This is a genomic window from Streptomyces sp. NPDC006372, assembly GCF_040612515.1.
Classification (GTDB): Bacteria; Actinomycetota; Actinomycetes; order Streptomycetales; family Streptomycetaceae; genus Streptomyces.
Genome location: NZ_JBEXQJ010000025.1, coordinates 98,933 through 120,645, shown reverse-complemented (window position 1 = coordinate 120,645; position 21,713 = coordinate 98,933). Strand labels below are relative to the sequence as shown.

Annotated in this window: 18 protein-coding genes; 8 read left to right on the top strand and 10 right to left on the bottom strand. The window is 70.5% G+C overall.

Annotation, left to right across the window (positions count from 1 at the left end; all coding sequences use genetic code 11):
* Positions 1-17 precede the first annotated feature (17 nt).
* From pstA to ABZ016_RS30020, 6 genes are all read right to left on the bottom strand, one after another.
* The gene (gene pstA, locus ABZ016_RS30045) at positions 18-1,076 is read right to left on the bottom strand and encodes a phosphate ABC transporter permease PstA (protein ID WP_356919831.1); all 1,059 of its coding nucleotides are present in this window, start codon (positions 1,074-1,076) and stop codon (positions 18-20) included.
* A complete protein-coding gene (pstC, locus tag ABZ016_RS30040; RefSeq protein WP_356919830.1) occupies positions 1,073-2,074 on the bottom strand; it encodes a phosphate ABC transporter permease subunit PstC in 1,002 nt (333 codons plus the stop codon). Before pstC ends, pstA begins: the two co-directional genes overlap by 4 nt.
* A 104-nt stretch (positions 2,075-2,178) precedes the next feature.
* Positions 2,179-3,300, bottom strand: a complete 1,122-nt coding sequence (gene pstS, locus ABZ016_RS30035) for a phosphate ABC transporter substrate-binding protein PstS (protein ID WP_356919829.1) — start codon at positions 3,298-3,300, stop codon at positions 2,179-2,181.
* A gap of 252 nt (positions 3,301-3,552) precedes the next feature.
* Entirely contained in the window at positions 3,553-3,999 is a 447-nt protein-coding gene (locus ABZ016_RS30030) for an NUDIX hydrolase (RefSeq protein WP_356919828.1), read from the bottom strand.
* Positions 3,996-5,093: a CHAD domain-containing protein gene (locus ABZ016_RS30025; protein WP_356919827.1), complete on the bottom strand. Its 1,098-nt coding sequence runs from the start codon at positions 5,091-5,093 to the stop codon at positions 3,996-3,998. The genes ABZ016_RS30030 and ABZ016_RS30025 overlap by 4 nt, the downstream gene beginning before the upstream one ends.
* Positions 5,074-7,305, bottom strand: coding sequence for an RNA degradosome polyphosphate kinase (locus ABZ016_RS30020; protein WP_356919826.1), 2,232 nt, complete (start codon positions 7,303-7,305; stop codon positions 5,074-5,076). The genes ABZ016_RS30025 and ABZ016_RS30020 overlap by 20 nt, the downstream gene beginning before the upstream one ends.
* A gap of 295 nt (positions 7,306-7,600) precedes the next feature.
* On the opposite strand from ABZ016_RS30020, the gene ABZ016_RS30015 reads away from it, so the two are divergent.
* The 5 genes from ABZ016_RS30015 to ABZ016_RS29995 are packed head-to-tail and all read left to right on the top strand — an operon-like array spanning position 7,601 to position 12,003.
* On the top strand, positions 7,601-8,143 hold the full coding sequence (locus ABZ016_RS30015) for an RNA polymerase sigma factor (RefSeq protein ID WP_356919825.1): 543 nt from the start codon (positions 7,601-7,603) through the stop codon (positions 8,141-8,143).
* Positions 8,140-8,976 carry a zf-HC2 domain-containing protein gene (locus ABZ016_RS30010; RefSeq protein ID WP_356919824.1) on the top strand — a complete coding sequence of 279 codons (837 nt, stop codon included), beginning with the start codon at positions 8,140-8,142 and terminating at the stop codon, positions 8,974-8,976. Before ABZ016_RS30015 ends, ABZ016_RS30010 begins: the two co-directional genes overlap by 4 nt.
* Positions 8,973-9,848, top strand: a complete 876-nt coding sequence (locus ABZ016_RS30005; protein WP_356919823.1) for an ABC transporter ATP-binding protein — start codon at positions 8,973-8,975, stop codon at positions 9,846-9,848. The genes ABZ016_RS30010 and ABZ016_RS30005 overlap by 4 nt, the downstream gene beginning before the upstream one ends.
* Positions 9,845-11,368, top strand: a complete 1,524-nt coding sequence (locus tag ABZ016_RS30000) for an ABC transporter permease (protein ID WP_356919822.1) — start codon at positions 9,845-9,847, stop codon at positions 11,366-11,368. Before ABZ016_RS30005 ends, ABZ016_RS30000 begins: the two co-directional genes overlap by 4 nt.
* Positions 11,356-12,003: an ABC transporter gene (locus tag ABZ016_RS29995; protein WP_356919821.1), complete on the top strand. Its 648-nt coding sequence runs from the start codon at positions 11,356-11,358 to the stop codon at positions 12,001-12,003. Before ABZ016_RS30000 ends, ABZ016_RS29995 begins: the two co-directional genes overlap by 13 nt.
* Positions 12,004-12,174: 171 nt before the next feature.
* On the opposite strand, the gene dnaE is transcribed toward ABZ016_RS29995, so the two are convergent.
* Positions 12,175-15,846 (bottom strand): DNA polymerase III subunit alpha, encoded by a 3,672-nt coding sequence (gene dnaE, locus ABZ016_RS29990; protein WP_356919820.1) that lies wholly within the window; start codon positions 15,844-15,846, stop codon positions 12,175-12,177.
* Positions 15,847-15,934: 88 nt separating this feature from the next.
* Between dnaE and ABZ016_RS29985 the strand changes: the two genes are divergently transcribed.
* Complete coding sequence (locus ABZ016_RS29985; RefSeq protein ID WP_356919819.1) at positions 15,935-16,867, top strand: LysR family transcriptional regulator; 933 nt, start codon at positions 15,935-15,937, stop codon at positions 16,865-16,867.
* A gap of 752 nt (positions 16,868-17,619) precedes the next feature.
* On the opposite strand, the gene ABZ016_RS29980 is transcribed toward ABZ016_RS29985, so the two are convergent.
* The 3 genes from ABZ016_RS29980 to ABZ016_RS29970 are packed head-to-tail and all read right to left on the bottom strand — an operon-like array spanning position 17,620 to position 18,558.
* A complete protein-coding gene (locus ABZ016_RS29980) occupies positions 17,620-18,018 on the bottom strand; it encodes a hypothetical protein (RefSeq protein ID WP_356919818.1) in 399 nt (132 codons plus the stop codon).
* A complete protein-coding gene (locus ABZ016_RS29975; RefSeq protein WP_356919817.1) occupies positions 18,015-18,302 on the bottom strand; it encodes a hypothetical protein in 288 nt (95 codons plus the stop codon). Before ABZ016_RS29975 ends, ABZ016_RS29980 begins: the two co-directional genes overlap by 4 nt.
* A gap of 52 nt (positions 18,303-18,354) precedes the next feature.
* A complete protein-coding gene (locus tag ABZ016_RS29970; RefSeq protein ID WP_356919816.1) occupies positions 18,355-18,558 on the bottom strand; it encodes a DUF397 domain-containing protein in 204 nt (67 codons plus the stop codon).
* Between the two features lie 114 nt (positions 18,559-18,672).
* Between ABZ016_RS29970 and ABZ016_RS29965 the strand changes: the two genes are divergently transcribed.
* Together ABZ016_RS29965 and ABZ016_RS29960 are read left to right on the top strand one after the other, a co-directional pair.
* The gene (locus ABZ016_RS29965; protein WP_356919815.1) at positions 18,673-19,521 is read left to right on the top strand and encodes a hypothetical protein; all 849 of its coding nucleotides are present in this window, start codon (positions 18,673-18,675) and stop codon (positions 19,519-19,521) included.
* Between the two features lie 90 nt (positions 19,522-19,611).
* A complete protein-coding gene (locus ABZ016_RS29960; RefSeq protein WP_356919814.1) occupies positions 19,612-21,675 on the top strand; it encodes a pectinesterase family protein in 2,064 nt (687 codons plus the stop codon).
* Positions 21,676-21,713: the final 38 nt, after the last annotated feature.

The window sequence follows — 21,713 nt, the reverse complement described above, 5'->3', positions numbered from 1 at the left end:
GGCCGCGCACAGTTGCCTCAGCGGCCGGTCTTCGGGGCCTTCCAGCGGGCGATGCCGCGGGCCACCAGGTTGAGGATCATCACGAAGGCGATCAGCGTGAGGGACGCCGCCCACGCGCGGTCGTACGCCGTGGCCTCGCCCGACCCGTACTGCTGGTAGATGTACAGCGGGAGCGACGCCTGCGCCCCCTCGAAGGGGTTGGCGTTGATGAACTTGCTGCCGAACACCAGCAGCAGCACGGGCGCGGTCTCACCGGCGATACGGGCGATGGACAGCATGATGCCCGTGGTGATGCCGCCGATGGACGTCGGCAGGACCACCTTCAGGATGGTGCGCCACTTCGGGACGCCGAGTGCCAGGGAGGCCTCGCGCAGCTCGTTCGGGACGAGCTTGAGCATCTCCTCCGTGGAGCGGACCACGACCGGCATCATCAGGATGGCGAGGGCGAGCGAGCCGGCGAAGCCGAAGGGCTCCATGTCGAACATCAGCATGAGGCTGAGGATGAACAGGCCGGCGACGATCGACGGGATGCCCGTCATGACGTCGACGAAGAAGGTGACGGCCCGGGCGAGGCTGCCGCGCCCGTACTCCACCAGGTAGATCGCGGTGAGCACGCCGACCGGCGCGGCGATCAGGGTGGCGAGGCCGACCTGCTCCAGCGTGCCGAGGATGGCGTGGTAGATGCCGCCACCCGTCTCCGAGTCGGCGACCACGCCCATCGAGTGGCTCAGGAAGTAGACGTCGAGGACCTTCACGCCGCGCTGGACGGTCGACCACACCAGTGAGGCCAGCGGCACCACGGCCAGCAGGAACGCGACCCACACCAGCGAGGTGACCACACGGTCCTTGGCCTGGCGGCGGTTCTCGACCCGGGCCGCGACGACGTAGGTACCGAGGACGTGGAGGATCGCGGCGATCAGTGCCCACTGGATGCTGCTGTGCAGGCCGGCGGCGGCGCTGATGCCGACGCCGAGGGCGACGGACCCGGCGGCGATGGCCCACGGGGCCCATTTCGGCAGATGGCCGCCGCGCAGGGTGCTGGGGCGCTTGGCGGCGAGGGTGGGTGCGGTGCTCATGCGTTGGCCCCCGAGTACTCCTTGCGGCGGGCGATGATCGCGCGGGCCGCGCCGTTGACCAGCAGGGTGATGACGAACAGGACCAGGCCGGAGGCGATCAGGGCGTCCCGGCCGAACTCCGTGGCCTCACTGAACTTGCTGGCGATGTTCTGGGCGAAGGTGCCGCCGCCCGGGTTGAGCAGGCTGCCGTGGATGAGGAAGTCCGGGGAGAGGACGGTCGCCACGGCCATGGTCTCGCCGAGGGCGCGGCCGAGGCCGAGCATCGACGCGGAGATCACGCCGGAGCGGCCGAAGGGCAGGACCGCCATGCGGATCACTTCCCAGCGGGTGGCGCCGAGCGCCAGGGCCGCCTCCTCGTGCATCTGCGGGACCTGGCGGAAGACCTCGCGGCTCACGTTGGTGATGATCGGCAGGATCATGATCGCGAGCAGGATGCCCACGGTGAGCATGGAGCGCGCGGCGCCGCCCTGCCAGGAGAAGATGCCGGTCCAGCCGAGGTAGTCGTTCAGCCAGCCGAACAGGCCGTTCAGGTTCGGAACGAGGACCAGGGCGCCCCACAGGCCGTAGACGATGGACGGCACGGCGGCGAGCAGGTCGATCACGTAGGCGATGGGGCCGCGCAGCCGGCGCGGGGCGTAGTGCGTGAGGAACAGCGCGATGGCGACCGCGACCGGGACCGCGAGAAGCATGGCGATGATCGAGGAGACGATCGTGCCGTAGGCCAGGACCGCGATGCCGAAGACCGGCGGGTTGACACCGGTGTTCCACTCGAACGTGGTCAGGAAGTTGCCGTTGTCCTTGCTGATGGCGAGGACGGCGCGGTAGGTGAGGAAGCCCGCGATCGCGGCCATGATCACCAGCAGCAGGATGCCCGAACCACGGGAGAGGCCGAGGAAGATCCGGTCTCCGGGCCGGGTGGCGCCACGGGCCGCGCGCTTCTGCTCGGCCGTGGATGGCTGGGTGGGGGGAGGTGCGTCAGCTATCTGTTGTGTGTCCATCGGGTTCTCCGGTCTGCGGAACCGCGCGTGTGGCGCGGCTCTTGGCGGCGGTGCACCGGACGGTGCGGTCCGGTCCCGCTGGGAGACCGGACCGCACGCTCAGGTCAGCTCAGGCTCTCGACGGTCGTACGCACCTTGGCGATGATGTCGTCGGGCATGGGCGCGTAGTCGTTCTCGGCGAGGATCTTCTGGCCGTCCTCCGAGGCCGCGTAGCGCAGGAACGCCTTGACCGCGGGCAGGGTGTCGGCCTTGTTGCCCTTGTCGCAGACGATCTCGTACGTCACCAGGACCATCGGGTAGGCGCCGTCGGCCGTGGTCCCGTAGTTCAGCTCCAGCGAGAGGTCCTTGCCGGTGCCGACGACCTTGGCGTCCGAGATGGCCTTGGTGGCGTTCTCGACGGTCGCCTGGACCGGCTTGGAGGCGCCGGTGTCGATGGCGACGGTCTTGATGCCGTCCTTGGCGTACGACAGCTCGAAGTAGCCGATCGCGCCGGCGGTCTGCTTGACCTGCGCGGCGACGCCGGAGGACTGCGGAGCGGACTGGCCGCCCTTGGCCTGCCAGGCCTTGCCGCCCTCGTACGGGAAGTCCTTCTTGGCGGTGGCGATCAGGTACTTGGTGAAGTTGTCCGTGGTGCCGGACTCGTCCGAGCGGTGGAACGCCTGGATCTTGAGGTTGGGCAGCTTCGCGTCGGGGTTCAGCTTCGCGATCGCCGGGTCGTTCCAGTTGGTGATCTTGCTGTCGAAGATCTTGGCGATCGTCGGGGCGTCCAGGACGAGGTTGTCGACGCCCGGGACGTTGTAACCGACGGCGATCGGGCCGCCGACCATCGGCAGGTCGATGCCCTGGCCGCCCTTGCAGATCGACTTGGAGGCCTTGACCTCGTCGGGCTTCAGTGCCGAGTCCGAACCGGCCCAGGGCACCTGGCCCTGCGTGAACGCGGTGACACCGGCACCGGAACCGCCGGCCTTGTAGTTGATCTCCACCTTGCAGGCCGCGGAGAACTGCTTGACCCACGCGTCGACGGCGTTCTTCTGCGCGGAGGAGCCGTCGGCCAGTACCTGGCCCGAGGCGTCGTCGCACTTGATGTTGCTGGCGTCGGCTGCGGCGGAGGCACCGCCGCTGCCGGTGCCGGTTTCGTCGGAGCCGCACGCCGTGAGGGTCAGGGCGCCGGAGACGGCGAGAGCACCGAGAGCGAGGGCCCGCCGGTTCATGCGCTGAAGCTTCACTTGAGTTCCTTCCGAGAGCCGCCGTCCTGAATCGGCGGCGTGCGAAAGCGGGGTGACGCGGAGCGCGCACGGTGGGCGCGGCTCGCGTCGCGTAAGGCTGAAATTAGGCAGATCAGGTGAAGCCGCCGATGGCCGCACATGAACGACGGGTGAACCCCTGCCGACGGTGTGGTTAGGTCACGGAATGCTCACGGGGAGAGCACGTGCGGATTCCGCTTTGCGTGCGTGTCGCGCCGTGGACGGCGGACGGCGTTATTCCGGTCTCCCGGCGGGCTGTGGCCGGTTCAGTACGGCGAGCAGCGCGTCGACCAAGGGGCGGTCGTGGGGCTGGGTGAGGCGGGCGCGGGCGGCGACGGGAGTCAGCCACAGGACCCGGTCCACCTCGTCGCCCGGGGAGAACGCGCAGGCCGTCGCCTCGGCCGCCCAGTAGCGGACCTGCTTGGGGCGGCCGTTCGCCAGATAACGCAGGGTGTGCAGCTCGGGCCCCGGCACCGCCTGGCAGCCCGTTTCCTCCGCCACCTCGCGCAGGGCGCCGGCGAGGGCCTCCTCGCCGCGCTTCAGCTTGCCCTTCGGCAGGGACCAGTCGTCGTATTTCGGCCGGTGGACGAGGCAGAGTTCCAGCTCGCCGGTGACGGGGGAACGGCGCCACAGGACGCAGCCGGCCGCCTGGACGGTGGTGTCGGGGGAATCGGGGCTCATCCGGTGCTCACCGCTTCCTTCTGCCAGCACTGCTGGAACGTGAAGCGTGCCGCCTCCACCTCGTGCCGCTGGTCGGCGTGGAGCACGCCGAGGGCGTAGGCCGTGGCCGGGGCGATGCGGGGGGTACGGGCCGCCTGGGCCGCGGCGGCGGCCGCCTCCGAGGCGTCGCGGTGCTGGTTGAGGGCCTGGCCGGCGGCGAGCAGGCGCAGGCCGGAGGTGCCGTCGGGGTCGCCGAGGACGACCTCGCGGGCGTAGCGGTGCAGGCGCAGGAGCAGGCGGACCTGGTGCCAGGGGGCGTCCTGCGGGTGCGGGACCGTGTCCGGGGACAGGCCGTGGATGAGGGCGGCGGCGTTGTAGGGGTGGCCTGCGGTGATGAGGGGGAGAGATGTCACTGCGTCGGAGAGGCGGTCGTGGGCGGCCGTTGCCAGGGGGCGGAGGTCGGTGGTCTTCGCCGTGGGCTTCAGGGGGACCTCGCTGGCCAGGACGGCGACCTTGTCGGCGATGGCGTGGAAGCGGCTGGAGCCCATGGCCTGGAGGGCTGTGGAGTGGGCTCGGGTGCGGGCGAGGGTGAGTTGGCGGTCCAGGAGGGCGCCTGCCTTGGCTGCTCCCACTGTCAGGTTGCTGCGTTCCGGTGCTGAGGTCGGGGGGTTGCGCAGCCCGGCGTCGCGGGGTGCCGCCGCGCCCACCCGTGCCGCCCCAGCGGCACGACTGCCCGCGGCTGGGGCAGTTACGTCGGTGCCCGACAGGCGGTGCAAGGCGGTCAGGAGGCGGTCCAGGCGGGAGGTGTACGCGTGTTCCATGGCCAGGGTTCCCGAGACCCAGGCCAGTTCCGGGCGCATGCCCTCGGACCAGTCCGTGTCGAGGAGGGGCTGGAAGGTGTGCAGGCTGGCGCTGATGCGGCGGGCGGCGCGGCGCAGCGCCAGGGCCGCGTCGACGGACCCCTCCGAGCCGCCCGCGCCCGCACCGTTCTCCCGGTGCAGACGCAGCGCTCGGAGGAACTCCGTGGCCTGTCCCCGCAGGTAGCCCGCGAGGGCGTCCCCGGTGGGGGCGGGACCGGCCACGGGGCCCGTCGGGTCAAGGTGTCGCTGTGCCACGCCGGCGCCTCCGGGCGTCTATGAGCATCTCCTGGACGTTGCGCAGGGGCTGGCCGTCCGCGTCGGTCGCATGCCGGGTCCAGTCGCCGTCCGGGCCGAGGTGCCAGGAGGCGGTGCCGTCGGACATACCGGTCTCCAGCAGCCGGTTCAGGGCCGCCCGGTGAGCCGGGTCGGTGACCCGGACCAGGGCCTCTATCCGGCGGTCGAGGTTGCGGTGCATCATGTCGGCGCTGCCGATCCACACCTCGGGCTCGCCGCCGTTGCCGAAGCCGAACACCCGGGAGTGCTCCAGGAACCGGCCGAGGATCGAGCGGACCCGGATGTTCTCCGACAGGCCCGCCACCCCCGGGCGCACCGCGCAGATGCCGCGCACCCAGATGTCCACCGGCACACCGGCCTGGGCGGCGCGGTAGCAGGCGTCGATCACGGCCTCGTCGACCATCGAGTTGACCTTGATACGGACGTGCGCGGGCCGTCCGGCACGGTGGTGCTGGATCTCCTTGTTGATCCGCGAGATCAGGCCGTCGCGCAGCGACTTGGGGGCGACCAGCAGACGGCGGTAGGTCTCGCGGCGCGAGTAGCCGGAGAGGCGGTTGAAGAGGTCCGAGAGGTCCGCGCCGACCTGCGGGTCGGCCGTGAGCAGGCCGAGGTCCTCGTAGAGGCGGGCCGTCTTCGGGTGGTAGTTGCCGGTGCCGACGTGGCTGTAGCGGCGGAGCGTCTCGCCCTCCTGGCGGACCACCAGCGACAGCTTGCAGTGGGTCTTCAGGCCGACCAGGCCGTAGACCACGTGGCAGCCGGACTCCTCCAGCTTGCGGGCCCACTTGATGTTGGCGTGCTCGTCGAAACGGGCCTTGATCTCGACCAGGACCAGGACCTGCTTGCCGGACTCGGCGGCCTCGATGAGGGCGTCGACTATGGGGGAGTCGCCCGAGGTCCGGTACAGGGTCTGCTTGATCGCGAGGACGTCCGGGTCGCCGGCCGCCTGCTCCAGGAAGGCCTGGACGGAGGTGGAGAACGAGTCGTACGGGTGGTGCAGCAGGACGTCCCGCTCGCGCAGCGCGGCGAAGATGTCCGGCGCGGACGCCGACTCGACTTCGGCGAGGTCGCGGTGGGTGCCGGCGACGAACTTGCGGTACTTCAGCTCCGGCCGGTCCAGGGACGCGATCCGGAACAGGCCCGTGAGGTCCAGCGGGCCCGGCAGCGGGTAGACCTCGGCCTCGCTGATCTTCAGCTCGCGCACCAGCAGGTCCAGGACCTCACGGTCGATGGACTCCTCGACCTCCAGGCGCACCGGCGGCCCGAAGCGGCGCCGCATGAGCTCCTTCTCCAGGGCCTGGAGCAGGTTCTCCGCGTCGTCCTCCTCGACCTCCAGGTCCTCGTTGCGGGTGAGGCGGAAGGCGTGGTGCTCCAGGACCTCCATGCCCGGGAACAGCTCCTCCAGGTGGGCGGCGATGACGTCCTCGATGGGGACGTAGCGGCCCGGGGAGCTCTCCAGGAACCTCGACAGCAGCGGCGGCACCTTCACCCGGGCGAAGTGCTTGTGGCCGGTGACCGGGTTCCGTACGACGACGGCCAGGTTCAGGGACAGACCCGAGATGTACGGGAAGGGGTGCGCCGGGTCGACCGCCAGCGGGGTCAGCACCGGGAAGATCTGGTGCCGGAACAGGGTGAACAGGCGGGCCTGCTCCTTCTCCTGCAGCTCGCTCCAGCGGACCAGGTGGATGCCCTCCTCCGCGAGTGCGGGGGCGACGTCCTCGTGGTAGCAGGCGGCGTGCCGGGCCATGAGCTCACGGGAGCGGGCCCAGATCATCTCCAGCACCTCGCGCGGCTGGAGGCCGGAGGCGGAGCGGGTGGCCACGCCGGTGGCGATACGGCGCTTCAGACCGGCCACCCGGACCATGAAGAACTCGTCCAGGTTGCTGGCGAAGATCGCGAGGAAGTTGGCCCGCTCCAGCAGGGGCGTGTCCGGGTCCTCGGCGAGTTCGAGCACACGCTCGTTGAACCCGAGCCAACTGCGCTCCCGGTCGAGGAAACGACCCTGCGGCAGCTGGGGCCCGTCGTACGGCGACTCCTCGTACGCGTCGAGGTCGGCATCGATGTCCGGTTCCAGATCGGAGACCGCGGCCGCCACCGTGTGCGGGCGGTGGGCTGCGATGGAGCCCACGGAGGGCTGTGCGTGCTGGACCTGCGCCTGGGCGTTCGGCTGGTTCATGGACCCATTCTTCCGCGCCGCGAGCATCACGGGCGCGTCGGAAAGCGCGGGCGGGAGTGGGGGCGTCACATGAGTGTTCCCGTTCCTCCCGTGCCCCTCTCGGGGCGGCGAAGGCTCTGGCACGGCGGGATTCATTGCCCGAGCGTCGCAAGCCCGTCTGAATCGATGGTTACGGAGACATGACGTGTGGGATAGCGGGGGGCGGCTCGCGGGGGTGTTTTCCGTGGGGTGCGGCGGTCCGAAAGTCACGCGTGCTTCCGTGAACCGTTCGGCCCGGGCGGTCCGATGAGGAGACGTGAGCGAAACGAGAAGCGACGGGGAGCTGCTGCGGGCCGTTGCCGCGGACGCCGACCGGCGTGCCTTCGAGGAGCTGTACCGGCGGTACGCGCCGTGGCTCCGGGCCCGGCTGCGCGGCCGGTGCGCCGACGTGAGTGTCGTCGACGACGTCGTGCAGGAGACGTTCCTCGCGGTGTGGCGGGGCAAGGCCCGCTACCGGGAGGACGGTGACGTGGCCGGGTGGCTGTGGCGCATCGGGTCGCGGCGGCTGGTGGACGCGCTGCGCGGTGACGGGGCGCGGGGGCGGCTGCGGCAGGCGCTGGCACGGCTGCGGCACCGGGACGAGGCGTCGGCGGAGGAACGCGTGCTCGCGGGGGTGGAGCACGGGGACCTCGCCGGCGCCCTGGTCCGGCTGTCGCCGGAGCTGCGGGCGGTGCTGCAGGCGACCGTGATCGACGGGCTGACGACCCGGGAGGCGGCCGTGCTGCTCGGAATTCCGCCGGGGACGGTCAAGACACGGGCGATGCGGGCCCGGAAGCAGTTGCGGGAGGCGTTGGCATGAGCTGGCACGTGCCGGAAGAGGATCTGCGCGCCTATGCGCGGGGGGAGTTGGCGGCGCCCGCGCTGTGGTCCGCCGATGCCCATCTGACCTCGTGTGCGAGGTGCCGTGAGGCGCTGGCCGAGGTCAGTGACCCCGTAGCGCTCGACGCGGGCTGGGAGCGGCTCGACGCCGAGCTCGACGCGCCCCGCGTGGGGATGCTGGAGGCGCTGCTGGTGCGGCTCGGGGTGGCCGGGCACACCGCGCGGTTGCTGGCGGCGGCGCCGGTGCTGCGGCGGTCCTGGCTGGGGGCCGTCGTCGCGGTGCTGCTGCTGACCGTCGGGGCGGTGCACGCCGCGCCGAACGGGGAGTTCCCCACGCTGTTCCTCGCCCTCGCGCCCCTGCTGCCGCTGGCCGGCGTCGCACTGTCCTACGGCCCCGCGCTGGACCCGACGTACGAGATGGCCGTCGTCGCGCCGATGCACGGGTTCCGACTGCTGATGATCCGCACCGTGGCCGTGCTGGGCGTGGTGCTGGGGCTGAACGGGCTGGCCACGCTGGCCCTGCCCGAGTACGGGCTGCGGGCCCTGGCCTGGCTGCTGCCGGCCCTCGCGCTCACCGCGGCCGGTCTTGCGCTGACCCCCCGGCTCGGACCGGTGCTCGCGCCCTCGCTGGCCGGCGGGGCCTGGGTCGGGCTGCTGATCACGGCCCATGCGCTGCGGGCCGGGGCCGAGGTGCCGCTCGCACCGTTCACCCCCGCCGGGCAGGGCGTGGCGGCACTGGTCACCGCGCTCGGGACCGGGCTGCTCTTCCTCCTCCGTGACCGATTCGACCTCTTCCAGGGACGTGCCGTATGACTCCGACCGTGTCCGCCTCCGGGCTCAGCCTCCGCTACGGCGGCACCCGTGCCCTCGACGACGTGTCGCTGCGGCTGACCGGCGGCGTCACCGGGCTGCTCGGACCCAACGGCGCCGGAAAGACCACGCTGCTGCGGGTGCTCGCCACGGCCCTGCCCGCCGACCGGGGCGCCTTCACCGTGCTCGGGCACGACCCGGGCACCGCGCGCGGACGGCAGGAGGTACGGCGGCGCCTCGGCTACCTGCCCCAGACGCCCGGCTTCCATCCGGACTTCACCGCCTTCGAGTTCGTCGACTATGTGGCGATCCTCAAGGAGATGACCGGCCGGGCCGCCCGCCATCGCGAGGTGCGGCGGGTGCTCGACGAGGTGGGACTGGCCGAGGTGCGGGGCAAGCGCATCCGGAAGCTGTCCGGGGGGATGCGGCAGCGGGTCGCCCTCGGGGCCGCCCTGGTCGGCGACCCCGGCTTCCTGGTGCTGGACGAGCCCACCGTCGGACTCGACCCCGAGCAGCGGATGCGGTTCCGCGAACTGATCGCCGGGGCCGGGGAAGGGCGCACCGTGCTGCTGTCCACCCACCAGACGGAGGACGTGGCGATGCTCTGCCACCGGGTGCTGGTCATGGCCGGCGGACGGGTCCGCTTCGAGGGCACCCCGGCCGAGCTGACGGCTCGCGCCTCGGGACGGGTGTGGAGCAGCGCGGAGCGTGACCCCGGAGCCAAGGCGGGATGGCGTACCGGGACCGGATCCTTCCGGAACGTCGGGAACCCACCGGACGGGGCCGAGCTGCTCGAACCCACCCTGGAGGACGGCTACCTGCTCACCCTCGACGGTGCCGGAGCCGACGGTGCCGGAGCGGAGGTGGCCGCATGACCGCCGTGGTGGAGAAGCCGGTCCAGACGTCTCAGCGGACCGAGCCGGGCGGCTCCTGGGCCGCCGTGTTCGCCCTGGCCCTGTTCGAGACCCGGCGACTGCTGACCAGGGTGCCGGTGCTCGTCGCCTTCCTCATCTACATCGCCTGGACCGTGTGGCGCACCGGAAGGGACTCGGACGGCTTCCCGGCCCTCCAGGACGCCGACCGTGCCACCCAGGCCGCGCCGATGCTGGTCGGCCTCGCGATCCTGCTGTCCGTCAACCACGCGGCACTGCGCTCCCGACGGCACGGCACCGAGCCGCACTTCGCGGTGCTGGGACTCCCGCCGTGGCGGCGTACGGTCGCCCACGCGCTGTCGGCCCTGGCCGCGGCCCTGCTCCTCGCCGGGTGCGTGGCCGCGCAGTTCGTCCGGGAGGCGCTCAGGCCCGGCGCGATCGGGCAGGGCTCGGTGGGCGAACTGCTCGTGGGGCCGCTGACCGTGCTGCTCTTCGGGCTGGCCGGGCTGCTCCTGGCAGGGCTGGTGAGGTCCGTTCTGGCCGCCCCGCTGCTGGTCGTGTTCCTCCTGTTCCTGTTCCTCTTCTTCTCGGGCATGAGCGACGACGGAACCCGCTGGCTGCTGCCGGTCGTCGCGGAGGCCACCAGCAACACCTTCCCGTCCGACCTGATGGGCCGGCCCGCCGGCTGGCACGCCCTGTACCTCGCCGGACTCGCCCTGGCCCTGGGCCTGGTGGCGGTCCTGGTCGCCGGCGGCCGCAAACCGGTCGTCATGGCCGGGGTCGCCGGAGCGGTGGCCATGGCTCTGGTGGGCGGCGTGGCCCAGGCGCAGGCGGGCGACGACGACCCCGAACTGATCCGGGCCCGGGAACGGGCCACCCTGCATCCCGAGCAGATGCAGTCCTGTGTGCGCCGGGACGGATCGACGTACTGCGCGTTCCCCGAGTGGGGGCCGCGGGTCGGCGACTGGGCCGGAGTGGTGGACCGGGTGCGGTCCCTGGCCGGGGGCGGCGCGCACGAGCAGGACGTCGTCGTACGGCAGCGGGTCGAGGCCACTGTCGGCCTCTCCGGAGACGGTGCGCTGATGCCGCTGGAGCGTCCGCACGAGGTGACCGTGGGCACCCGGTGGGGCGGCAACCGGATCCCCGAGTTCTCGGCCGCCGTGGCCGGAGTGCTCGTGGCGGGTGACGAGAAGGCGTCGACCTCGATGTGCGACGGGCGCATGGTCACCGTGATGTGGCTGGCCCTGGGCTGGGAGCCGGACCCGGTGGCCGCGCTGCGGCGCGTCCGCCTGGACGACAGCGTGACCGGCTCCGCCCTCGTGCTCCAGCCCACGTCCGGGATGTACATGACGGACGCCCAGACCGAGGTGCTGCGCGCGCTTCTGAAGCGCCCCCGGGGTGAGGCCGCCGCACGTGTACGGGAGCACTGGGCCGGACTGACGGCCCCGAAGGTGACGGCGGCCCGGGCGGCCGAGCTGCTGGGCCTCAAGGCACCCGAGGGAGACGACAAGTGCCTCGACTGAGGAAGGAGTTGGTCGTCGCCGTCTGCCGGACCATGCCGTTGGGCCTCGTCGGGGCGGCCGGGGCGACGGGGCTGCTGATCGCCGGGCTGACACGGGCGACCGGCGAGGCGGGGGCGTGGCTGGCACTCCCCATGCTGCGCGCGGCGATCCTGGCCTCCGCGACAGGCCTGGTGTTCCTCCTGGACGACCCGGCCCGGCACACCACCGCCACGGTCCCGACCTCGCGCCCGGTGCGCATCGGACTCCGGGTCGCCCTCGTCGCCCCGGTGGCGGCGGCCTGGTGGACGGTCGCGCTGCTGCTCGTACCGGGGGAACTGAGGCCTCCGGTCGCCGACATCACCCTGGAGGCCGGGGCGGCCCTCACCCTGGCGGTGGCCGGGGCGACGGCCGCGGTGCGCTTCAGCGAGACGGCCCGGCCCGGGCCACGGGGCGCCTCCGCCCTGCTGACCTCGGCGTTGCTGGCCCTGCTGTTCTGGCCGGAGCGGTGGGCGTTGTTCGTGCCGGTGGGGGACGAGCGGTGGGGGGTGGCGCATGACCGGTGGGTGATGGTGCTGGCCGTTGCGGTGCTCGTGGGCGGGGTGTGTGTGGTGGAGCCGTTGCGGCGGTGGTCGTGGGGGGTGTCGCGGGGCCGGTGACGGGTGCTGTGGGGCGTCGGCTCCGGGGTGTCGGTGCCGGGGGCGGGGCGTTGCGCAGCCCGGCGGTGCGGGGTGCCGGTGCGCCCACCCTCCCCCAAGCTCTCGGCTTCGCTCGAGCAGGGGGGACCCCCATCGCCCCAGCGGCACGACGGCCCGCAGCCAGGTCCGGCGTCACGTGAGGCCCAGCCAGGCGTCCGCCCCGAACGTCCCCTTCACGTCGGAGGCGACGGTGGCCGGGTCCACCGTGGTGTCCAGGGCGTACACGGTCGTCCTGTGGGAGCCCCGGACCCGGAGCTGGACGGGGGTGTCCCCGGGATGGTCTGTGAGGATCCGCTTCAGTTCGCTCACGGACTGCGGGGTGATCCGGTGTGCGGGCAGGGCGAGATGGACGGGCGGCCTGCTTCCCAGATCGGCCGAGGCCATGTCCAGGACGGCGAGCTCCCTGCCGAACAGGTTCAGCGTGCCGTCCCGATCCTCGATCCGGCCCCGTACGGAGACGACGTCGTCCTCGGTCAGCGCGTGCTGGACGAGCTGGTACACGGCCGGGAAGAACAGCACCTCGATGCCGGCGTCCCGGTCCGTGAGCTGGACGACCGCCCAGGCGTTGCCCTGCTTGGTCACCTTGCGCTGGACACCGGTGATCAGCCCGGACAGCCGCACCTCCCCGGACGTACGCCCGGAGGCGAGGAGCTCGGCGATGGAGCAGTCGCGGGCGGCGGCGAGGATCCGCTCGGCCCCGTCCAGCGGGTGGGCGGAGACGTACAGCCCGAGCATCTCCCGCTCGGTCGCCAGCAGTTGACGGCGGGGCCACTCCTCTTCGTCCACGGCGAAGTCCAGGCCGAAGACCGGAGCGGCATCGGCCTCCGCCCCGCCGAGCCCGGCGAAGAGATCGTCCTGGCCGAAGCCGGCCGCCTTCTTCACCGGGATCACCGCGTCCACCGCGGCCTCGTGCACAGCGGTCAGGCCCTTGCGTGAATGCCCCAGCGAGTCGAAGGCCCCGGCCTTGATCAGTGACTCCACGGCCCGCTTGTTCAGGGCGGGCAGTCCGGCCTTGTGCAGGAAGTCGGAGAACGAGGTGAACCGCCCCTCGCGGCGACGGGCGTCGATGACCGCCTCGATGACACCGTCCCCGACATTGCGCACGGACCGCAGCCCGAACCGCACGTCGTCGCCGATCGCCGTGAACTCCGCCACCGACTCGTTGACGTCGGGCGGCAGCACCCGCACGCCGTTGGCGCGGGCGTCCGCGAGGTACAGCGCGCCCTTGTCCTTGTCGTCGCCGACCGAGGTGAGCAGGGCTGCCATGTACTCGGCGGGGTAGTTGGCCTTGAGGTAGGCCGTCCAGTAGGAGACGAGGCCGTAGCCGGCCGTGTGGGACTTGTTGAAGGCGTAGCCGGAGAACGGCAGCATCACGTCCCAGAGCGCCTTGACCGCCTCGTCGGAGTAGCCGTTCGCCGTCATGCCGCCGTGGAACTTCTCCCACTCGGCGGCCAGCACCTCCGGTTTCTTCTTGCCCATCGCCCGGCGCAGCATGTCGGCGCCGCCCAGGGTGTAGCCGGCGAGCTGCCGGGCGATGGCCATGATCTGCTCCTGGTACACCAGCAGGTGGTGGGTGGAGCCGAGGATCGGTTCGAGGGCCTCCCGCAGCTCCGGATGGACCGGGGTCGGGGCCTGCTTGCCGTTCTGGCGCAGGGCGTAGTTGGTGTGCGCGTTGGCGGCCATCGGGCCGGGCCGGTACAGGGCGTTGGCCGCGGCGATGTCCTCGAACCGGGTGGGAGCCATCAGCTTGAGCAGGGCGCGCATGCCCCCGCCGTCCAGCTGGAAGACGCCGAGGGTGTTGGCGTCGGCCAGCAGCCGGTAGGTACGGGCGTCGTCCAGCGGGATGACGACGGTGTCGCCGGGATCGCCGGGATCGCCGGGGCCGTCGGTCTCGCCGGGATCGCCGCCCGGCTCGCCTCCGCCACCGTCACGGTCACCGTCACCGGGGCCGACGGTGGCCAGCCGGACGCCCCGGTTCTCCCGGACGTTCTCGATGGCCTGGTCGATGACGCCCAGGTTCCGCAAGCCCAGGAAGTCCATCTTCACCAGGCCCATCGCCTCGCACGACGGGTAGTCGAACCCGGTGATCCTGGCCCCGTCGGAGGCCCGCAGATGCAGCGGGATCCGGTCGGTCAGCCGCGTCTTGGACAGAATCACGGCGGCGGCGTGCACACCGGTCCCGCGCGTCAGCCCCTCCACACCCCGGGCGGTGTCGATCACCCGGGCGACATCCGGCTCGCTCCCGTACAACTGCCGGATCTCACCGGCCTCCGGATACCGCGGATGCGAGGGATCGAAGATCGCGTCCAGCGGGGCGGACTTGCCGTTCTGGTCGGGCGGAAGCGCCTTGGTGATCCGCTCACCGTGCGCGAACGGATAGCCCAGGATCCGCGCCGAGTCCTTGATGGCGTTCTTGGCCTTGATCTTGCCGAAGGTGTTGACCAGGGCGGTGTACTCGTCGCCGTACTTGTCGATCACGTACCGGACCATCCGGTCGCGCTGCCGGTCGTCGAAGTCGAGGTCGACGTCGGGCGGGTTGATGCGCTCGGGGTTGAGGAACCGCTCGAAGAGCAGCCCGTGTTCCAGCGGGCACAGCTCCGTGATGCGGGTCGCGTACGCCACGAGCGACCCGGTGGCCGAACCACGCCCCGGGCCGAGCGGGATGCCGTTGTCCCGGGCGTACCGGCAGATGTCCGCCACGACCAGGAAGTACGAGCTGAAGCCCATCGGCCCGATGACCGCCATCTCGGTCTCGAACCGCTCCAGGACGTGCGCGGGAGCCGGATCCCCGTACCGCAGGACGAGGCCCTTCAGAACCTCCTTCCGCAGCCAGGATTCCTGCGTCTCCCCCTCCGGCACATCCGGAAACCGCGGCATCTCATCGACATGGTCGAACACTTCGTCGTACGACTCGACGCGCTCGGCGACCAGCAGGGTGTTGTCGCAGGCCTCGGGCAGCTCGGCGAAGAGGGTGCGCATCTCGGCGGCCGACTTCAGGTAGTAGCCGGACCCGCTGAACCGGAAGCGGCGCGGATCGTCCTTGTTCTTGCCGACGCCGATGCACAGCAGGTTGTCGTGGGCATCGGCCTGGTCCTCGGTGACGTAGTGGGCGTCGTTCGTGGCCAGCAGGGGAAGACCGAGCTCCCGGGCGAGCCGCAGCAGCCCCTCACGCACGTCACGCTCGATGGCCAGCCCGTGGTCCATCAGCTCCAGGAAGTAGTTCTCCCGCCCGAAGATCTCCTGGTAGGCGCCGGCGGCAGCCCTGGCCTCCTCGTACTGCCCGAGCCGCAGCCGGGTCTGCACCTCCCCGGAGGGACACCCGGTGGTGGCGATGATCCCGTCCGGCCGCTCGGCGATCAGCTCCCGGTCCATCCGGGGCTTCCCGGCCGGGAACTGCCCCTCGTAACTGGCCTGGGTGCTCAACCAGAACAGATTCCGCAGCCCCGTAGCGCCGGTGGCCCACATCGTCATGTGAGTGAACCGCCCACCTCCGGAGACGTCCTTGGACCCCTCCCCGTCCTCCCCGACGGCCCGCCGCCCACCCGGCCCCCAGAACTCCTGCTTCCGCGAGAACCGTGAGGAGGGAGCGAGGTAGGCCTCGATTCCGATGACGGGCTTGACCGCTGGATGCTCCTTCGCGGTCTGCGCGAACTCGTAGGCCCCGAACATGTTCCCGTGGTCGCTCATCGCGATCGCGGGCATGCCCTGTCGCTCCACCTCGGCGAACATCGGCTTCAGCTTCTGCGCGCCGTCGAGCATGGAGTATTCCGTGTGGTTGTGCAGATGAACGAAGGAACTCGGCATCCTCGATATGTAATCGCTCTGACCTCGGCCGATCAAACAACCTCGGCGCGGTTGCAACAACTACTGTTTGTACTACTAGGCTGCCGCCGTGGACCTCAAAGCAGTACGGGCATTCGTCGCGATCGCCGACGCCGGCCAGTTCCAGAAGGCCGCCGTGGACCTCTCCCTCACCCAGCAGGCGGTATCGAAGCGGATCGCCGCCCTGGAGAAGGACCTCGGCGTGCGGCTGCTGGTCCGTACCCCGCGAGGAGCGGACCTCACCATCGACGGACAGGCCCTGCTGCCCCACGCCCGGTCCCTGCTCCAGGCGGAGGAGCGCGCGCTCGCCGCCGTACGCCCCGGGGACCGTGCGCTACGAGTTGACGTGGTGGGGCGACGGGTCGCCACGGCCGGGCTGGTACGGGACTTCCACCGCACGCACCCGGAGATCACCCTGGACGTCGTCACGCTGTTCGGGGCGGCGGACACGGCGGTGGCGGCGGTGCGGGACGGGTCGGTGGACGCCACCTTTCGTGCGGTGACCATGCCAGGGCACCGTCTCCCTGACGGCATATCGGCCGTCTCCGTCCTGGACGAACCGCTCCGCCTGTGCGTCGGCCCCGGCCACGAGTTCGCGCGCGCACCCTGGGTGACACCGGCACAGCTGGCCGGACACCGGATATGGATGCCCGGCAACACGCCGGGCACGGAATGGTCCGCCTACTACGACGACCTCGCCGCGACCTTCGGCCCGACCATAGACGCGATAGGCCCCAACTTCGGCGTCGAAGCCCTCCTCGACACCATCGCCGACTCCCCGACCTTGGCGACCTTCCTCAGCGAACGCACCCCCCTGGTCTGGCCGGCCGACCACGACCTACGCCTCGTCCCCGTACTGAACCCGACCCCGGTCTACCCCCACTCCCTGCTCTTTCGCACGGACAATCCCCATCCGGGCCTGGCAGCCCTCCGCGACCACCTGGTTGCTACGCGCCCACGGTTGACGGAGGGGGAGGTGTGGAAGCCGGGGTGGGCGAGGTGAGGATGCTGGGCCTCTGGTCGGCCGAGTGCAACTGTCGGGGCCGCCCGCTTCTTTGCCAGTGTCGTGCTTCCACGGCCTGCATCAAGGGCGCTTCGCGTCGCCTTCGGCGATGGCCCTGCGGGCCACCCTTGACCCAGTCCGCTCCAGCACGGGAGAGAAGCGAGCGGGCGGCCGGGGGAGGAACGGGTGGCCAGGGCCGCCGGTCCCTCCGGTCGGCTGCGCTGCCGCTCGGCGATGAGGAGCGCCTTCGCGCCTCGCCAGCACGCCGGGTCGGCTTAGCGGCCATCGGCGGGTGGGTGGGAGAGTCTCCCTGGGTTGGCCGGTGATGTTGGGTGCCGATGGGGTCCGGGATCGGCACGCGACTGCGAATTGGAGTATCTGGGCCACGATCCTCTCCCTGACCTCTGGTTACGCACCAGGCCAAGGCCCAATCGCTCCACTCGCCGCTCCGCGCCCCCACCACCCACTCACCGATGGCCGCTAAGCCGACCCGGCGTGCTGCCGAGGCGCGAGCGCGCCCCTCCTCGCCGGGCGGCCTCTTGAGGGACGTGAGGGCCCGACTGGGCCTGGCCACCCGCCTTTCCGGGCCGCTCGCTCGCTTCTTCCACGTGCTGGAGCGGCCTGGGTCAAGGGTGGCCCGCAGGGCCATCGCCGAAGGCGACGCGAAGCGCCCTTGATGCAGGCCGTGGAAGCACGACACTGCCAAAGAAGCGGGCGGCCCGTGTTCGGCCAGGTGAAGAGGGGGGACGGGTTCAGTGGAAGCCGAGCATGCCTGGGGAATCGATGTCGACAGTGACTACACCGGGCGGGTAACGCTCTTCGCGATCTGTGAGCAGAATCGACATGCCTGTGAATTCAGCCCGCGGCAGCGCACAGTACAGGGCGTGGCAGGTGTCGGAGCCGCCGTAGCCGTCGCGGATCATGGTGCCGACGGTGACTGAAGCGGTTGTGTTGAGTGGATCCACCACGACCGAGCTGAAGGCGAGAACCCGCTGCGCGGCATCCGCGTCCTCCGACTCCACTTGCATGAGGCACAGGGCGGGGATCCGAAGGAGGTCACCGGGAGTGTGTGCCATATTGCCGGCGAGGAGATTCAGCGTTTTGTGCCCCTGGGAGAGGGCGAGAGTGGCGCCGGTGTCCAGAATGATCACGCAGCGGCGCCCCGTGCAGCACGGACCTTCTCGGCCGCGATGCGGTAGATGTTGCCGAGGATGTCCGGTGCTTCGTCGAACTCGACGTCGCGGATGTCCAGGCCGATCTTCTCCCGCACGACCTTCCGGTCCGCCGCGACCCGCTCGGCGATCTGCTCGGCCGTGGGCTGCTCAAGAGCGATCTGCTCGACAAGCTGCCCCAGGGTCACCCCGCGTTCCTTGGCGACCTGAGCGAGATGGTCCCGGGCCTGCCGGGACACCTGGATGGTCGTGTGCTCTGCCATGGAGTCACCATAGCCCCGCCACGGCCCCTGGGTGCCTCGCTGTGCCCTCGGTTCACCCGGGAGTGCCTGCCGAGCTCCCACCCTCGGCGCCGGCCAGGAACAACGCCCAAGGGCTCGCGCCGAACACGAGTATCGGGCTGTGGGAGAGCTTGCTGTCGCGGACCGGGACCATGCCGGGGTGGTCGTCGGCGACCTCGAGGCAGTTGTTGTCGCCCCCGTCGCCGCGGGGGCGGCCACACCCGATAAGGCAGGACATGCCCCCCACCCACCTGTCAATGTCCTGTCGTACCCACCGGTAGCGCAAACTCCTGCCCGTGCTCTGACATCTTCACTGCCGTCACAGAACCGCAAGCAGGAGTGAGCCCCCCACATGCGTCTCATTCGCACATCAACTGTCAAGAAGGCCAGTGCAGTTGCAGCCACCACCGCCCTCGCCGTAACGGGTCTGCTCGCCGGCGCAGGCACCGCCACCGCCGGGCCCGCCGGGGCCACCAACATCCGGGGCGTCGACCCCGGGGACACCGACGGGATGATCGAGCGGCTCTGCAGCCAGGAGACCAGCCTGACCGGCGTCTACGGCGCCCTGAACGTCGACACCGGTGAGTTCAAGACCCGCGACGAGTACCTGCGGGACGTCTTCGGGCTGTGGAAGCCCGCCGGGCCCTGGGAGTTGTTCCGCGGCTGGTGCGGGTACGCCGAGGCGTCCACCTGGTCGATCAAGGGCGACACCGTCCGTACGTCCCGGTGGATCGGGAACAAGGGCTCGGCCGACGACAAGGAGACCTTCGTCAGCAGCTACAGCACCAAGACGTTCGCGAAGAAGAGCGTCGGCGGCACCATCAGTCTCTCCCTCGCCAAGAGCATCTTCAGCGGAACCGTGGGCGGCAGCGCAGGGTACGAGTGGGGTTGGGAGAAGGAGTCCAAGTTCGAGACCCGGAGTGAGAAGACCATTCCGCCGTGCCGGCAGGTCGCCGTGACCTGGACGCCGTATCAGCGCGTGGTGCGGGTGAACCCCGTCTTCCAGGTCGAGGACTACCAGTGGGACAAGGGGGACGGGGAGAAGACCGTGCACAGTTGGCGGGACCGGGGGTACCGGACCATTTACTCGCACGGGTACTACATCGACGGCATCTCCGACAAGCTCCTCCCCAGCGGTCAGCCCGACGGTCGTGAGGACAAGGTCGAGGAGAAGCTCGATCCTGACTCCTGCACCAAGTAGGGCGTCGAGTAGGTCGAATACAGCGGCAACCTTTCCGTGTGGGGCGGCGACTGGTCAGCGGTCATTCCCCCACACGGATCGGATCGCCGCATGAGTGAGCCGCGCAGCAAGGCCCGTCATCGTCACCGCAGAAGCCGCACGGCCCTGGCGGTCGGGGTCCCGCTGGCCCTGACCGCCGCAGGGGCCCTCGCCTACGGCACCACCGACCTCGGCGTCCTCGGACAGGCCTCGGCGGCGGAAGCCGTCCCCGCCTGGGCCGCCGACACCGCCGACGGGTTCGCCTCCGTCAACTCCCTCGGGCAGAACGGGACGTACGGCGGTCGGGGTGGCAAGACCGTCACGGTGAAGACGCTCGCCGATCTGGAGAAGTACGCCACCGCCGCCGAGCCGTACGTGATCGTCGTCGCCGGGACCATCAACATGAATCCGGTCGGCAAAGAGATCAAGGTGCAGTCCGACAAGACCATCGTGGGGGCCGGGACCTCCGGGCACATCGTCGGCGGTGGGTTCTTCCTGGGGCAGGGTGTGCACAATGTGATCATCCGGAACGTGACCATCCGGGACTCGTACCAGGGCATCTGGAACGACAAGGACCATGACTTCGACGCCGTGCAGATGGACGGCGCGCACCACGTCTGGATCGATCACAACGATCTGCGGCACATGGCCGACGGGCTGATCGACGTCCGCAAGGACTCGACGAACGTCACTGTTTCCTGGAACAAGCTCAGCGACAACAACAAGACGTTCGGCATCGGCTGGACCGAGAACGTCAAGACGGACATCACGATCCACCACAACTGGATCCGCGAGACCGAGCAGCGCAACCCCTCCACCGACAACGCCGCCCACGCTCACCTCTACAACAACTTCCTCGAGGACGCCCCGGGCACGAGCATCAACTCGTCGTACGGCAACTACTCGCGCGGCGCGACGAAGATGGTCCTGGAGAACTCCTACTTCCAGGGCATCAAGAACCCCGTCATCAAGGACAGCGGTGCCGCCATCGTCCAGCGGGGCAACTCCTTCTCCGGTACCAGTGGGCGGAACGAGAGCGGCGGTACCGCCTTCGATCCCAAGGCGTACTACGCGTACACCCTGGACAAGGCCGCCGATCTGCCCGCCCTCCTCAGGTCGCAGGCGGGTCCTCGCACTTCGATCGGTACGACTGCTTCCGCTTCCACCAAGGCAGCCGCGGCCACCACCCTCACCGTCGCCAAGGACGGCAGCGGGCAGTACACGTCCGTCCAGGCCGCCGTGAACGCCGTGCCGGCGAACAACCCGTCGCGGGTCGTGATCGCCGTCAAGCCGGGGACCTACCGGGAGCTGGTGAAGGTCCCGGCGAACAAGCCGCACGTCACCCTTCAGGGCACGGGCGGGAGCCGCAAGGACACGACGATCGTCTACAACAACGCGGCGGGTACGCCCAAGCCCGGCGGTGGCACCTACGGCACGGGCGGGAGCGCGACCGTCGCCGTCGAGGCCGACGACTTCCAGGCGCGGAACCTGACCATCTCCAACGACTTCGACGAGAAGGCCAACCAGAGCCTCAACGGGCACCAGGCCGTCGCGCTGCGGACCGCCGCGGACAAGGTGTTCCTGGACGGGATCATCGTCAGCGGCGACCAGGACACGCTGCTGCTCGACACCGCCGCCAAGGACAAGCTGGGGCGGGTCTACGTCAGCAACTCGTATGTCATCGGGAACGTCGACTTCATCTTCGGGCGGGCCACGGCCGTCGTCGACAAGTCCGTCATCACGCTGAAGAAGCGCTGGGACGGCACCTCGGCCGGGTACGTCACCGCTCCGAGCACCGCCGCGAACCGCAAGGGCATCCTGATCGCCAACTCCACGGTGAGCGGCGATGTGTCGAACGGCAGCTTCTACCTCGGCCGGCCCTGGCACGCGGGCGGGGACGCCTCCCTCAACCCGCAGACCACGGTCCGGAACACGAGCCTCAGTGCCGCGGTCAAGTCCACGCCGTGGACCGACATGAGCGGTTTCTCGTGGAAGGACGACCGGTTCGCCGAGTACAAGAACACCGGTGCGGGGGCGGGGAGCGCGAGCAGCAACCGTCCGCATCTGAGCGATGCGCAGGCCGCCGGCCAGGAGGTCGCGGACTGGCTCGCGGGCTGGACGCCTTCGGCGTCCTGACGGCTCCCTTCCGGGTTCGGCTGACGAGCGGCGCCGAA